The sequence below is a fragment of the Acinetobacter sp. 1424608 genome (assembly GCF_000588255.1).
In the GTDB taxonomy this organism is placed as follows: Bacteria; Pseudomonadota; Gammaproteobacteria; order Pseudomonadales; family Moraxellaceae; genus Acinetobacter; species Acinetobacter nosocomialis.
The window spans coordinates 19,746-35,402 of record NZ_JFXL01000028.1; the positions used below are offsets into that span (position 1 = coordinate 19,746).

General features: G+C 43.4%; 10 protein-coding genes, 2 tRNA genes and 3 rRNA genes. 1 reads left to right on the plus strand and 14 read right to left on the minus strand.

The genetic code is table 11. From position 1 onward, the window contains the following. Positions 1-11 precede the first annotated feature (11 nt). Genes J678_RS21605 through J678_RS21625 form a run of 5 tightly spaced genes read right to left on the minus strand, consistent with a single transcriptional unit; the run spans position 12 to position 6,421 of the window. Positions 12-848, minus strand: coding sequence for an enoyl-CoA hydratase/isomerase family protein (locus tag J678_RS21605; RefSeq protein WP_031956455.1), 837 nt, complete (start codon positions 846-848; stop codon positions 12-14). A 10-nt stretch (positions 849-858) separates the two neighbouring features. Continuing rightward, positions 859-2,016, minus strand: a complete 1,158-nt coding sequence (locus J678_RS21610; protein ID WP_031956456.1) for an acyl-CoA dehydrogenase family protein — start codon at positions 2,014-2,016, stop codon at positions 859-861. Positions 2,017-2,058: 42 nt separating this feature from the next. After that, complete coding sequence (locus tag J678_RS21615) at positions 2,059-3,672, minus strand: acyl-CoA carboxylase subunit beta (protein ID WP_032027512.1); 1,614 nt, start codon at positions 3,670-3,672, stop codon at positions 2,059-2,061. Between the two features lie 11 nt (positions 3,673-3,683). Continuing rightward, complete coding sequence (locus tag J678_RS21620; RefSeq protein WP_031956461.1) at positions 3,684-4,595, minus strand: SDR family oxidoreductase; 912 nt, start codon at positions 4,593-4,595, stop codon at positions 3,684-3,686. Positions 4,596-4,615: 20 nt separating this feature from the next. Further along, positions 4,616-6,421 carry an acyclic terpene utilization AtuA family protein gene (locus J678_RS21625; RefSeq protein ID WP_031956464.1) on the minus strand — a complete coding sequence of 602 codons (1,806 nt, stop codon included), beginning with the start codon at positions 6,419-6,421 and terminating at the stop codon, positions 4,616-4,618. Between the two features lie 185 nt (positions 6,422-6,606). On the opposite strand from J678_RS21625, the gene J678_RS21630 reads away from it, so the two are divergent. Continuing rightward, positions 6,607-7,206: a TetR/AcrR family transcriptional regulator gene (locus J678_RS21630; protein ID WP_031956465.1), complete on the plus strand. Its 600-nt coding sequence runs from the start codon at positions 6,607-6,609 to the stop codon at positions 7,204-7,206. A 32-nt stretch (positions 7,207-7,238) separates the two neighbouring features. On the opposite strand, the gene J678_RS21635 is transcribed toward J678_RS21630, so the two are convergent. From J678_RS21635 to J678_RS21675, 9 genes are all read right to left on the minus strand, one after another. After that, a complete protein-coding gene (locus tag J678_RS21635; RefSeq protein WP_031956468.1) occupies positions 7,239-8,402 on the minus strand; it encodes an acyl-CoA dehydrogenase family protein in 1,164 nt (387 codons plus the stop codon). 136 nt (positions 8,403-8,538) lie between these two features. Further along, entirely contained in the window at positions 8,539-9,102 is a 564-nt protein-coding gene (locus J678_RS21640) for a DUF4256 domain-containing protein (RefSeq protein WP_031956469.1), read from the minus strand. 19 nt (positions 9,103-9,121) lie between these two features. After that, entirely contained in the window at positions 9,122-9,472 is a 351-nt protein-coding gene (locus tag J678_RS21645) for a GFA family protein (protein ID WP_031956470.1), read from the minus strand. Between the two features lie 129 nt (positions 9,473-9,601). Next, complete coding sequence (locus tag J678_RS21650) at positions 9,602-9,997, minus strand: DUF2007 domain-containing protein (protein ID WP_031956471.1); 396 nt, start codon at positions 9,995-9,997, stop codon at positions 9,602-9,604. Between the two features lie 152 nt (positions 9,998-10,149). Beyond that, a 5S ribosomal RNA gene (gene rrf, locus J678_RS21655) occupies positions 10,150-10,264 on the minus strand. 183 nt (positions 10,265-10,447) lie between these two features. After that, a 23S ribosomal RNA gene (locus J678_RS21660) occupies positions 10,448-13,338 on the minus strand. Positions 13,339-13,678: 340 nt separating this feature from the next. Continuing rightward, a tRNA-Ala gene (locus tag J678_RS21665) sits at positions 13,679-13,754 on the minus strand. A gap of 55 nt (positions 13,755-13,809) precedes the next feature. Next, positions 13,810-13,886, minus strand: a tRNA-Ile gene (locus tag J678_RS21670). Between the two features lie 59 nt (positions 13,887-13,945). Continuing rightward, positions 13,946-15,483 (minus strand): 16S ribosomal RNA (locus tag J678_RS21675). Together the 16S, 23S and 5S rRNA genes with 2 tRNA genes alongside form the textbook arrangement of a ribosomal RNA operon. Between the last annotated feature and the right edge of the window lie 174 nt (positions 15,484-15,657).

Consider the following 15,657-nt stretch of genomic DNA (forward strand, 5'->3'; position numbering starts at 1 on the left):
ATCCTTATCTTTTATGACTCATCGGCCCAATTTGGTAACCTTTTCTGGATAAAAGCCATCGTTCCTTCTTGACCTTCAGCTCCACCAACCGCTTGGGCAAACTGCTGAGCTGCATCATTGAGCAATTTATTTAAAGGCTCATTGAGTGTTCGATGTAACAATGCTTTGGTCACACGCGAAGCTTGAGGAGCTGCTCGTTTAATGTGTTGAATGGTTTCCTCTAAAGCTTGTTCAAGTTCAATTTCATTATGTGCAATTTGATGAACCACACCGACACTCAGTGCCGTATGCCCTTCAAAACGCATGCCGAGTAAAGCAAGTCGGCGTGCTTGAGTCAGGCCAATACGTTTCACCACAAAAGGAGCAATTTGAGCAGGAATCACACCAAGCCCAGTTTCAGGTAAACCAAACTGCGCATTGTCACGACTAATGGCAACATCAGAAACACATGCCAGCCCAAAACCACCACCTAACACTGCACCTTCTAAAATGACCACAACAGTCTGTGGTGCAGCTTCAACTTGCTCAAGCATGGCTCCAAAACGACGGTTAAAGTCAGCGTAAGGTTGTAGGCTACCCACCTTAGTTGCTTCAACGCGTAAAGCAGCCATGTCTTTAATGTCACCACCTGCGCAAAAAGTCCCACCTTCACCACGAATGATGACTGCACGAATTGAAAGGTCATTACGAATGGCAGTAAAAACTTGCTGTATTGCATTAACCATATTCAAGTTCATGGCATTACGGCTCTCCGGTCGGTTTAACCAGAGATATAAAATACTGCCGTCTTGTTCTAATTGAATACTGTCATCAATATCTAAAGCTTGAAGCGATGCTGAAAGTGTCATGGCTGATTCCTTATTTTTGTTTTTTTGGCAAGATATCCATCAACTTACAGATAATCCCCAGCATAATCTCATCTGCACCACCGCCAATAGAGCCTAAACGTCCGTCACGATACAGCTGTGAGGCTGGGTTATCCCACATAAAGCCATTGCCACCCCAATATTGCAGACAGCTATCAGCAACTTCACGAGTTAAACGTCCAGCTTTGAGTTTTGCCATAGATGCCAGCTTGGTCACATCTTCACCTGCAATATGCTGTTCACACGCTTGGTAGGTTAATGCTTTAAGTGCTTCTATTTCAGTCATGAGTTCAGCAAAGCGGAAGTGAATATATTGGTTATTAATAAGTGGCTGACCAAATGTCGTACGCTCTTTGGTATAGGCGATAGTCTTTTGGATTAAATTTTCCACCCCGCCAATGGCATTGGCACAAGCCCATAGACGCTCTTCCTGAAATTGCATCATTTGCATCATGAAGCCCATGCCTTCGACACCCACTAAGTTACGCTGTGGTACACGTACATTGTCTAAATAAACCTGCGCTGTGGTCGTTGAACGCATCCCTAATTTATTAAGTGGCTCTGAAAAACTAATTCCTTTAGTTTTTGCTGGCACAATAATCATCGACTTGTTGACGTGTGGTTTATCGTCAGATGTATTGGCTAAAAGGCAGAAGAAATCAGCCTGCAGTGAGTTGGTAATCCACATTTTGCTGCCGTTAATGACATAGTCATCGCCATCTTTTTTAGCAGTCGTTTTAATAGCAGCAACATCCGAACCAGCATGCACTTCTGATACCGCAATTGAGGCAACATATTCCCCAGCAATGGCTAGTGTTAAAAACTCATCGCGTAATTCTTTACTACCAAAACGCGCCAAAGCAGGTGTTGCCATATCGGTTTGTACACCAATGGCTAGAGGCACACCGCCACAAGCTGCTCGTCCAATTTCTTCAGCAACAACCAAGTTATAAGAGTAATCTAAAGCCAGACCACCATTTTCCTCAGGCTTACAAATCCCCAATAGGCCAAGATCACCCATCTTTTTAAATACATCGTGGATCGGGAAACGTCCTGCTTCTTCCCATTCTGGAATATGTGGATTCAGCTCATTTTCAACAAATTGACGCGCTGTACGACGTAATGCTTCATGTTCGGCAGTAAATTTCATGGTGTTCTTCCTATTAATTTTTTTAATTACGGTAAAGGTTGATTAAAAACGGGACACACCAAAACGGGTCGGATTCAACTCACGTTGCTGTGCTTCATAAATGGTTTGTAAAAGGAAAATTAATAATTTTCGGGTATCTCTCGGGTCAATAATGCCATCGTCATGAAGCATAGCCGTATTGAAAAGCGCGGTAGATTGCTGCTCTAATTTCATGGCCGTACTTTGCTCAAGAAAATCGAGCATTTGCGGATTCGGTTCCTGACCGGAGGCTTTTTGTTTTCCTTCAGCAACAATACGCAGTACCTTTCCAGCCTGTGCAGCCCCCATTACAGCAACATGCGAATTTGGCCATGCAAAAATAAAATCTGGCGATAAACTCCGACCACACATTGCGTAGTTCCCCGCACCATATGCCCCTGCCACAACGATTGAAATTTTAGGTACAGTACAATTGGCAACTGCTTGAATCAGTTTTGAGCCATGCTTAATAATGCCATTTTGCTCGGCATCGGTTCCCACCATAAAGCCAGTAGTGTTATGTAAGAACAATAAGGAGCGGTTAGTCTGTTCACATAAGTGAATAAACTGAGCTGCTTTTGCTGCCCCTTGAGGGGTAATCGGACCATTATTGGTAATAATACCGATATGCAAGCCTCCAATTTTTGCCCAGCCACATACCGTTAAATCATCATATTCCTGCTTAAATTCTAGAAAATCTGAATCGTCAATAATGCGGGCAACCACTTCTTTCATATCAAATGGTTGTTTAGGATCACTTGGGATAACACCCAATAGTTCCTCGGTATCGTAACGAGGCTCTTTATAGGTCACATCAACTGGTTTGATTTGCTCTTTCCAGTTCAGGTGTTCAAAAATTTCACGCGCAAGTCGAATCCCATCGGCATCATTTTCTGCTAAGTATTCTGCTGTTCCGGCAACCTGCGCATGCATTTCTGCCCCGCCCAACTCTTCAGCTGTTGCCACTTCGCCAGTGGCAGCCAAGAGTAAAGGGGGACCTGCAAGAAGCATCTCGGTTTGTTTGCGTACTACAATGACATAATCTGAAAGACCTGGTTGATAAGCACCACCTGCCGTTGCATTACCATGCACCACTGCAAGTTGGGGAATACCTGCTGCAGACAAACGTGCCTGATTGGCAAAGGTCATACCACCATAGGTAAATACTTCAGCAGCATAATTTAAGTTAGCGCCCCCACTTTCGGTCAGCGTAATCAGCGCGAGTTTTTGTTCTAAGGCAATTTTTTGTAAACGCAAAGTTTTTTGTACGCCCATAGGAGACATGGTCCCGCCCTTAATTGCACTATTACTTGCAGAAACTAGACAACGCACACCACTAACAAAACCAATGCCGGCAATTACTCCACCACCTGCTTCGGAACCATCTTTGTCATCATGCATGTTGTAGCCAACCAAACCACAAAGCTCAACAAAAGGAGAATCAGCATCGAGTAATAACCGCACACGCTCATGCGGCAGAATCTTGCCCTTTTTATCGAATTTCGGTTTAGCAGCATATGATTTATCAATGCTTTTTTGCTGAATTGCACGGACTTCACTCAGCTGAGCAAGTAGTGCCTCTTTATTTTTTTGATACTGTTCACTACCAACAGCAATTTCGGATTGGAGAATGGTCATTTTTTTATTCCTCACTCCAAACCTAAACTATTGTTTTGTTCGGCTTTCTCAGTCTTATCTTTTTTAAAAATTTCAGGAATAAACGCGCGATGGAAACCATTATAAGACTGACTATTTGTCGCTTCGGCTAGTGGATACATGCGTGTCCCTTGCGATGCAGCGCCATCAATACGCAAAGTTACACCTGACACAAAAGCCGCAGCATCTGACAGTAAATAACAAATCGCCGATGAAACTTCTGATTCAGTTCCCATACGTTTTAGCGGTACATTGCCAGCAAGACTTGGAATAATCACTTTGGCAAAATCACCGCTATAATTATCCATACCGGATGACACAATCCACCCCGGTGCAACCGCATTTACACGAACGCCAGATTTCCCCCACTCAACCGATGCTGTTTTAGTTAAGTTATCAACCCCCGAACGCGCAGCACCAGAATGTCCCATTCCGGGCATGCCGCCCCACATATCAGCAGTCATATTGACAATACTGCCACCATGTTTAGCCATCCATTGGTTATAAGCTTCACGCATTAAATAGAACGTTGCGTGTAAATTATTACGCACGACTGCATCGAAACCATTCGCCGAAATATTCTCTAAAGCTGAGGGGAACTGGCCGCCTGCATTATTTACCAAACCATCGAGTTTGCCGAATTTCTCTATCACTTCGGCAATCATATTTTTCACTTGTTCTTCTTCACGGTTATCACAAACAATGAAATGAACTAAACCACCATCTTCTATAATTTCTTGGCTTACTTTCTCTAATTTTTCAATTTTGCGTCCTGTAATCACTACTTGAGCGCCAAGGGCTGCAAGCTCATGTGCAGTACAGCGCCCTATTCCAGAGCCACCACCTGTCACAATAATGACTTTATTGGCGAAAGCATCTGGTCTAAAAATTGATTGATAACTCATCTTTGTTTCATCCATTCATTTTATTTTTCTAAAAGATGTGCCGGAACTTTAACAGGCATATCCAATAACTGTTGGGCAAATGCTTTACCTTGCGGATCAATACGTAAGCTTGCAACACCACCACCGCCTAAGGCATTCTCCAACATAAAATTCAGTGCATTTAAACCTGGTAACTCATAACGAATTACTCGCCCTTTCTCAGCATCCAAGACATGTTGCATATAGCTTGCAACAGTCTGTTCAGTTAGTGCTGCACGAATCCAAGGTAAATAGTCTGCTTTACGTGCAATCACGCCGATATTGCTATGATTGCCTTTATCGCCACTGCGGGCATGCGCTATTTCAATCAAAGGAACTTCAATTTCATCTCCTTGATAAACTGCATTTTCACCTGCCTTTAAAGTAGGCAATTGCTCTGTAGAACCCCCTTGTGGAATCTCAACTGGGTAACGTTTGCCTTCAAAATCGATTTCGACACTTACCTGATTTTTATCTATTAAAAATGAAAATAACTTAATCACTGGAGATGCTTTTGGGCGGCCTCCAACAATTCCTGCCAAGGCTGGAGCCATACCTGTTGAAGCTTGTGCAATTTCAGATGCAAAGAACATACATGCTTCTTTAAACATGTGTTTTACAGCTATTTTGACCACCACTTCACGACTATTTAATGCTTGGGCATGTTCGCCATAAGTACTTTCAATACCTAAAATTTCAACAGACTTTTCACTAAATGGCGGCACTGAGCGCATTGCTAAAACACGTTCGCACTTAGTCAAAATCGCATCAGCAATAACTTGGGCTTTTTGTGGTGCCTCACGACCTACAATTAAGAAACTCACTAAAACCCGATAACCATCAGGATAGGTCGCGCTGACTTTATATTGTCTAGTCGGAGCTTGTCCTTTTGCACCCGTTACACGAACTCGGTGCTCTCCGACTTGCTCTAAATGCACGTGGCTGAAATCAGCAATTACATCGGGTAGTAAATATGCTTGAGGATTACCTATTTCATAAACAATTTGCTCTGCAACTGTAGCAGTAGAAACCAGACCACCTGTACCTTGAGGCTTAGTTACAATAAATGAGCCATCCTCACTCACTTCAACCACTGGAAAGCCCATATTGTCGAAGCCCTGCACCAATTGCCAGTCGGTAAAATTACCACCCGTACATTGAGCACCACATTCAATGACATGACCTGCTAACGAACCTTGCGCCAATTTGTCATAATCATCGAGCGACCATTGATATTCATGAAGCAAGGGCGCAAGCACCACAGCAGAGTCAACCACCCGACCCGTAATCACAATATCGGCACCTAAGTCTAAGGCGTCACGAATAGCAACCGCGCCTAAATAAGCATTACTGCTCGCTACCTGTTCAGGCAAAGCTTCTCCGCTAAACATTTCTTGAATATTCTGTGATTTTAACTGCTCATGTTTTGGCAAAAGATCATCACCTAACACCACAGCCACTTTCAGATCTAGACCATACTCTTTAATAATTTTTTGTAAGGCATCCCGACAAGCTAATGGATTAACACCACCGGCATTACTAATCACTTTAATCTTTTTTTCAGCAATTTTTTTTAGTAAGGGTGCCATGACTCGGCTGACAAAGTCTAAAGCGTAACCATGTTTCGGTTCTACCATCTTCGCTTTTGCCATAATCGACATGGTAATCTCAGACAAATAATCAAAAACCAAATAATTAATATCGGTCAAATGCACTAACTGAAAAGCGGCAGTATTGGTATCTCCCCAAAACCCAGAGGCACAACCTATTTTTACGACTCGATGATCATCCTGCTGATTATTTGCCATTCTATTTCTCATTATTTTGTCTAAAAATCAGCCTCAACATTACCAAGCAAGCGCTTGGTTTGTAAAGCGCAAAATGTTATTGTGATGTTGACCAAATCTTCCAAATTCAGAAATCAATCTGAAATGTGATGAAATTTAAAGAAATTTCCGTTATGGATTTTTAGATAAGGGAACAAACTGAAGACATGATTGCTACTTCAATTGAACAAATTCCAAATATTTCTTGCTTTGACGATAGCCCACGTGGTCGTTTATTACGGGGGGCTGCCTATTTATTTCACAAGCAAGGCTATGACAAAACGACTGTACGTGAACTTGCTCAATTTATTGGAATTCAATCGGGAAGTTTATTTCATCACTTTAAAAGTAAAGATGACATCCTCGCTCATGTAATGGAGGAAACCATTATTTACAATCTTGCTCGTTTAGAAGAGGCAGCACATCAATCTAATGATCCAGAACAACAATTACGAGCCCTTATTAAAGCTGAGCTTATTTCAATTACTGGCGATACAGGTGCAGCCATGGCTGTGTTGGTTTATGAATGGTTTGCTCTGTCAAAAGAAAAGCAAAATTACCTGTTAAAAATGCGTAATGAATATGAGCAAATCTGGCTCGACGTCATTGAAAATTTACGCACACAAGGCAAGGTAAAACATGATGCCTTTATTTGGCGAAGATTAATTGGTGGTGCAATATCATGGACTGTAACTTGGTATAAGTCTGAAGGCAAAGTCAAAATTGATGAGTTAACTGAAATGGTCTTGGAGATGGCTTTGAAATGAAAAAAGGTGGCTCAACGACCACCTTGTAAGAATTAATAACCCAGCTGTTTACTAATTAAATCTTTCATAATTTCTTCAGCACCACCACCAATCATATTGACCTTCACTTCACGGTAAATACGTTCCGACTTGGTACCACGCATAAAGCCCATACCACCTAACGTTTGTACAGCAGCATCAGCACAAAATTGCATAGTACGAGTCGCAACATTTTTAAGCATTGAAATTTGAGCCACTAACTCAGGCCCTTGTAACTTTGGCTGAGTCATTTTCCAAGCTGTTTCTTCAAGTAATGCCCGTGTTGTGGTTAATTGCGTTGCCATATCTACCAATTTATGACGTACCACTTGATGATCAATTAATCGCTTACCAAAAGTTTTACGTTGCTGCGCCCACTCTAAAGCTTCTTCATAACAGACTAATGCATAGCCATAAGCGACTACTCCTAAGAAAAAGCGCTCCATATTAAAGTTATTCATAATAACTTTAAAACCGGCATTTTCTTTGCCAAGTAGATTTGATGCAGGTACTCGTACTTGGTCAAAATGCAAATGAGCCGTATCCGAAGCCCACCACCCCATTTTCTTTAAAGGCGTTTTAGTAATACCTTCACTATGTGCATCAATGAGTAACATTGAAATGCCTTCTGCACCCGTTTTTGTCGGATCAGTACGCACTGCAACTGTATAATAGTCTGCACGAATTCCCGATGTAATAAAGGTCTTCTCACCTGAGACAATATAATAACCCCCTTCCCGAACAGCTTTAGTTTGTAATGCAGCAACATCTGAACCACCACTAGGTTCTGTAATCGCTAAAGCAGAAATTTTTTCACCGGAAATAATCTCTGGGAGGACTCTAGCCTTTAATTCCTCACTTCCAAAATGTTGAATTGGAGGGGCACCAATTGTATGCACCATGAGTGAAGTATGTACTCCGCCAGAACCCGCCTTTGCCATTTCAATACCAGCGAGTAATGAATAGAATGGATCTGCATCTGGAATACCACCATATTCTTCTGAAAAACCTAGACCCAATAATCCAATTTCGGCAGCCTTTTTATAAAGTTCTCTTGGGAATGTCTCAGCCTCATCCCATTCATTAACGAAAGGTGCCATTTCTTTTTGTACAAATCTACGAACATTATCGGCAAAAGCTATATGTTGTTCATTATAGTAAATTGGATTGAGCTGCATTTTTAGAAATGTCCTGATGTTTTTATTTAATTCCAGAACATATCTTGTCATGTTTACCATCAGTCAAAAGTTGCAAGAATCTCCATTTTCTTGGCATAAAATATCAAATCCAAACGATCGAGTTGATTCACAAGACCTATACCCTTAAACAGCAGCGAAAACCACGAGCTGCATAATATGACTGGGCTCCATTGTGATAGATGAAGACTCGACCATAACGACGGTCCGCAAAAAGAGCTCCTCCTAATTTTCGGATTTCCTCTGGAGTAGCAAGCCAGCTTGACGTTTTTAGATCAAACTCCCCGAGCTGTTGTAATTGGTGATATTGCTCTTCTGTTAGGAGTTCAGCCCCTATTTCTTGGACTAAGTCTATGGCGCTATTTTTAGGAGGATGATCTTTTCTAGATTCTAAGGCTTCTCGATCATAGCAAAGGCTTCTACGACCTTTCGGTGACTCAACAGAGAAATCTATAAACAAATATTCATCTTTCTGCTGGTCATAAGCAATAACATCCGGCTCTCCTCCTGTATTTTCCATTTCCTGCAATGCCCATAGTTTGTCTGGAGACTCAATGAGTTTAGCTCGCACATTCGTCCAATCAATTTCTTTATGTCGATGTATATTCTTTTCAAATCTATTTTTTAATAATTCAAGCAATGTATCTCGTTGTTTTAAAGATAATTGTTTTTTAGTCATCATTGAATAATCCTTATAGTTATTAAACAGAACGTCCATCAAAATAATTTATTTTTATCTTTTCTAAATCAATATCATCTATACATCGAATATTAATCGCAAAGATGGAATTACCTTGGGCATCTATACCTTGAGCATAGGGATGAATACCGCAATTTTTACAGAAATGATGATTAATCACATGCTTGTTAAAAGTGTAATTCGCTAAAATATCAGGAGAATCTAAAGTAACGGTAACCTGATTAGTCGGCAGGAACCAAAGTAAAGACCCTTTCTTTTGGCAAATGGAACAATTGCAAGATAAAACTTCTGTTAGCTCACCTTCCGCGGCAAACTTTACCTGACCACAATGACAACTTCCTTTATATTCCATTTCATTTTCCCTATTTGTAATTTTTTATAGTTTTATAATATTCTGCCGTTTAGTTCAATTTTTAATCTTATTTTAGATTTTGGCCTTCTCTTTATAAAAACTTTAATAAATTAAGATAATAGATAATTATTAGTTCCAAAAATATTGGCATTGTTTACATCTATTACCATTTTTAAAAGAAAATAAAGGTAAACCTAAGAACATGAGAGCCATAAAGGCTGATTTTTTTCTTTTTGTGTAAGGTTCAATATCATAACTTCCGCAGTTAGGACATCGTTCTTTATTTTTTCCAAACTCTTGCTCTAAGTCTTCACTAAAATCTTTTTCAAGAAGTGTTTTCGCATCATTGAGGTCTTTTTCTAGTACTAATAATCGTACTCCACCCAATGCATTTGAATAAAACCAGTCCATGTTAATTGTATGTTCATTTTCAATACGAACAGGAATTCCAAAAGCCTCTAATTGAGTCTTTGCAATTTGTGCCTCATAAGGAAATGAAAAAGTTTTAACTAAAATCCATTGCATATACATATTAAATTTCTAATTAGGTGAATAATTTTAGATTAGCTTTATTTTTTTATAAATTGAATTAAATTTAATATCTAAAGCATTGGAGATAAAATCCCTGCGCAATAAAAAACACCCCCAACTGTTGGTTGGGGGTGTTTGGAATAATGAGCTGGCGATGACTTACTCTCACATGGGTAATCCCACACTACCATCAGCGCTAAGAGGTTTCACTTCTGAGTTCGGGAAGGGATCAGGTGGTTCACTCTTGCTATGGTCGCCAGCACAACTGTTATGGATACTTGCTTTGGTCTTATTGACTGCCGAAGCGTTTTCCAAATCTGTAACAGACTGGGCTGATTGAATCTTACTTTATCTGTTCATTTTAGCTAGAGGTATAACTAAATCAAGTTTGTTTGTAGATTTATGAATCGATTGATGCTTCATATACAACTGCTTGGGTGTTGTATAGTCAAGCCTCACGAGCAATTAGTATTGGTCAGCTTCACATATCACTATGCTTCCACATCCAACCTATCAACGTCCTAGTCTCGAACGGCTCTTTAGAGGAATAAATTCCTAGGGAAATCTTATCTTGAGGTAGGCTTCCCGCTTAGATGCTTTCAGCGGTTATCCCTTCCGAACATAGCTACCCGGCGATGCGACTGGCGTCACAACCGGTACACCAGAGGTTCATCCACTCTGGTCCTCTCGTACTAGGAGCAGATCCTCTCAAATTTCCAGCGCCCACGGTAGATAGGGACCGAACTGTCTCACGACGTTCTAAACCCAGCTCGCGTACCTCTTTAAATGGCGAACAGCCATACCCTTGGGACCTGCTTCAGCCCCAGGATGAGATGAGCCGACATCGAGGTGCCAAACACCGCCGTCGATATGAACTCTTGGGCGGTATCAGCCTGTTATCCCCAGAGTACCTTTTATCCGTTGAGCGATGGCCCTTCCATACAGAACCACCAGATCACTAAGACCTACTTTCGTACCTGCTCGACTTGTGGGTCTCGCAGTTAAGCGCGCTTTTGCCTTTATACTCTACGCGTGATTTCCGACCACGCTGAGCGCACCTTCGTACTCCTCCGTTACTCTTTAGGAGGAGACCGCCCCAGTCAAACTACCCACCAGACACGGTCCTCGTCCCGGATAACGGGACAGAGTTAGAACCTCAACATTACCAGGGTGGTATTTCAAGGACGGCTCCATTGGAACTAGCGTTCCAACTTCAAAGCCTCCCACCTATCCTACACAAGTAAGGTCAAAGTTCAGTGTCAAGCTGCAGTAAAGGTTCACGGGGTCTTTCCGTCTAGCCGCGGGTACACTGCATCTTCACAGCGATTTCGATTTCACTGAGCCTCTGCTGGAGACAGCGCCGCCATCATTATGCCATTCGTGCAGGTCGGAACTTACCCGACAAGGAATTTCGCTACCTTAGGACCGTTATAGTTACGGCCGCCGTTTACTGGGGCTTCGATCAAGAGCTTCGCTTACGCTAACCCCATCAATTAACCTTCCAGCACCGGGCAGGCATCACACCCTATACGTCCACTTTCGTGTTTGCAGAGTGCTATGTTTTTAATAAACAGTTGCAGCGGCCTGGTTTCTGCGGCTGTCATCAGCTCAGGAAGCAAGTTCCATCACCAACAACAGCGTACCTTCTCCCGAAGTTACGGTACCATTTTGCCTAGTTCCTTCAGCAGAGTTCTCTCAAGCGCCTTGGTCTACTCGACCTGACCACCTGTGTCGGTTTCGGGTACGATTCCTGTGTAACTGAAGCTTAGAGACTTTTCCTGGAAGCATGGTATCAGCCACTTCGCTGTACAAGTACAGCTTGCTATCGGATCTCAGTATAGAGTACCCCGGATTTGCCTAAGATACATACCTACATCCTTCCACCTGGACAACCAACGCCAGGCTGACTTAACCTTCTCCGTCCTCTCATCGCATTACACAGAAGTATTGGAATATTAACCAATTTCCCATCGACTACGCCTTTCGGCCTCGCCTTAGGGGTCGACTCACCCAGCCCCGATTAACGTTGGACTGGAACCCTTGGTCTTTCGGCGAACGGGTTTTTCACCCGTTTTGTCGTTACTCACGTCAGCATTCGCACTTCTGATACCTCCAGCATACTTCTCAATACACCTTCATCGGCTTACAGAACGCTCCCCTACCACTTGACTAATGTCAAATCCGCAGCTTCGGCACATAGTTTTAGCCCCGTTACATCTTCCGCGCAGGCCGACTCGACTAGTGAGCTATTACGCTTTCTTTAAAGGGTGGCTGCTTCTAAGCCAACCTCCTAGCTGTCTATGCCTTCCCACATCGTTTCCCACTTAACTATGATTTTGGGGCCTTAGCTGGCGGTCTGGATTGTTTTCCTCTTGACTACGGACGTTAGCACCCGCAGTCTGTCTCCCGGATAGTACTCATAGGTATTCGGAGTTTGCATCGGTTTGGTAAGTCGGGATGACCCCCTAGCCGAAACAGTGCTCTACCCCCTATGGTATTCGTCCGAGGCGCTACCTAAATAGCTTTCGGGGAGAACCAGCTATCACCAGGCTTGATTAGCCTTTCACCCCTATCCACAAGTCATCCCCTGGCTTTTCAACGACAGTGGGTTCGGTCCTCCAGTTAGTGTTACCCAACCTTCAACCTGCTCATGGATAGATCGCCTGGTTTCGGGTCTATACCCAGCAACTAAACGCCCTATTAAGACTCGATTTCTCTACGGCTCCCCTATACGGTTAACCTCGCTACTGAATATAAGTCGCTGACCCATTATACAAAAGGTACGCAGTCACACCACGAAGGTGCTCCCACTGCTTGTATGCATGCGGTTTCAGGATCTATTTCACTCCCCTCACAGGGGTTCTTTTCGCCTTTCCCTCACGGTACTGGTTCACTATCGGTCAGTCAGGAGTATTTAGCCTTGGAGGATGGTCCCCCCATATTCAGACAAGGTTTCACGTGCCTCGCCCTACTCGTCATCATTATGTGTGCCCTTTCGTGTACGGGAATATCACCCTCTACGTTCGCACTTCCCAGAGCGTTCCACTAAAACACACATAACTTAATGGGCTGATCCCCGTTCGCTCGCCGCTACTGAGGGAATCTCAATTGATTTCTTTTCCTAAGGGTACTGAGATGTTTCACTTCCCCTCGTTCGCCTTGCAACACTATGTATTCATGTTGCAATACCTACCTTAAAGTAGGTGGGTTCCCCCATTCAGACATCTCCGGATCAAAGGATATTTGCCGCCTCCCCGGAGCTTTTCGCAGGCTATCACGTCTTTCATCGCCTCTGACTGCCAAGGCATCCACCACATGCACTTAATTACTTGACTATACAACCCCAAACAGTCGACGTTACCTACAAGTTAGTAACTTCAACATTTCAGTTTAGAGCACTGTGTATTTAAACACTGTACAGCTTCAATCTAAATTCATATACCAAAACGCTTGATTCAGTTAATTTGCTAGTTCTCAATTCATTCAGATTAATTGCTTAATCTAAACTCTTGAGTGAACAATTTATTTCAGACTCAATTTTGCCAATCTGTTAATGAATAAACACGCCTTCGTCAGGTCATGCTTAATACCGTGATACTTAAATCACAGAAGTTAATAAACCAAGACCGAAATCTCTATTTACTAATTTCTGTAATCCGAACTTATCTTAAGTTCTGGTGGAGACTAGGAGAGTCGAACTCCTGACCTCCTGCGTGCAAAGCAGGCGCTCTACCAACTAAGCTAAGTCCCCAGCTTACATCATCAGTCATGTATCTTTTATCTATAACTTTAACCAGTCAAAGTCATGGTGGGTCTGACAAGACTTGAACTTGTGACCCCACGCTTATCAAGCGTGTGCTCTAACCAACTGAGCTACAGACCCTCAGATACATCTATGAAGAACAACTTGTTGTGGATTCTTACCAATCGTCAATCTTTCGTTAAGGAGGTGATCCAGCCGCAGGTTCCCCTACGGCTACCTTGTTACGACTTCACCCCAGTCATCGGCCACACCGTGGTAACCGCCCTCTTTGCAGTTAGGCTAGCTACTTCTGGTGCAACAAACTCCCATGGTGTGACGGGCGGTGTGTACAAGGCCCGGGAACGTATTCACCGCGGCATTCTGATCCGCGATTACTAGCGATTCCGACTTCATGGAGTCGAGTTGCAGACTCCAATCCGGACTACGATCGGCTTTTTGAGATTAGCATCACATCGCTGTGTAGCAACCCTTTGTACCGACCATTGTAGCACGTGTGTAGCCCTGGCCGTAAGGGCCATGATGACTTGACGTCGTCCCCGCCTTCCTCCAGTTTGTCACTGGCAGTATCCTTAAAGTTCCCGACATTACTCGCTGGCAAATAAGGAAAAGGGTTGCGCTCGTTGCGGGACTTAACCCAACATCTCACGACACGAGCTGACGACAGCCATGCAGCACCTGTATGTAAGTTCCCGAAGGCACCAATCCATCTCTGGAAAGTTCTTACTATGTCAAGGCCAGGTAAGGTTCTTCGCGTTGCATCGAATTAAACCACATGCTCCACCGCTTGTGCGGGCCCCCGTCAATTCATTTGAGTTTTAGTCTTGCGACCGTACTCCCCAGGCGGTCTACTTATCGCGTTAGCTGCGCCACTAAAGCCTCAAAGGCCCCAACGGCTAGTAGACATCGTTTACGGCATGGACTACCAGGGTATCTAATCCTGTTTGCTCCCCATGCTTTCGCACCTCAGCGTCAGTGTTAGGCCAGATGGCTGCCTTCGCCATCGGTATTCCTCCAGATCTCTACGCATTTCACCGCTACACCTGGAATTCTACCATCCTCTCCCACACTCTAGCTAACCAGTATCGAATGCAATTCCCAAGTTAAGCTCGGGGATTTCACATTTGACTTAATTAGCCGCCTACGCGCGCTTTACGCCCAGTAAATCCGATTAACGCTTGCACCCTCTGTATTACCGCGGCTGCTGGCACAGAGTTAGCCGGTGCTTATTCTGCGAGTAACGTCCACTATCTCTAGGTATTATCTAAAGTAGCCTCCTCCTCGCTTAAAGTGCTTTACAACCATAAGGCCTTCTTCACACACGCGGCATGGCTGGATCAGGCTTGCGCCCATTGTCCAATATTCCCCACTGCTGCCTCCCGTAGGAGTCTGGGCCGTGTCTCAGTCCCAGTGTGGCGGATCATCCTCTCAGACCCGCTACAGATCGTCGCCTTGGTAGGCCTTTACCCCACCAACTAGCTAATCCGACTTAGGCTCATCTATTAGCGCAAGGTCCGAAGATCCCCTGCTTTCTCCCGTAGGACGTATGCGGTATTAGCATCCCTTTCGAGATGTTGTCCCCCACTAATAGGCAGATTCCTAAGCATTACTCACCCGTCCGCCGCTAGGTCCAGTAGCAAGCTACCTTCCCCCGCTCGACTTGCATGTGTTAAGCCTGCCGCCAGCGTTCAATCTGAGCCATGATCAAACTCTTCAGTTAAAATCATTTTGCACCTTATTTATAGACAAGGTGCCAATTCTGGCTCATCAATTACTGACTTAAATTTCGCTCAAATAAACTTCGAGTAATTTAAACCAATCAATCAATGAAAATTATTTCGATTAATCAATCAGTAAAAATCCACACAAGTTGTTCTTCAATTCTCTTAATGAT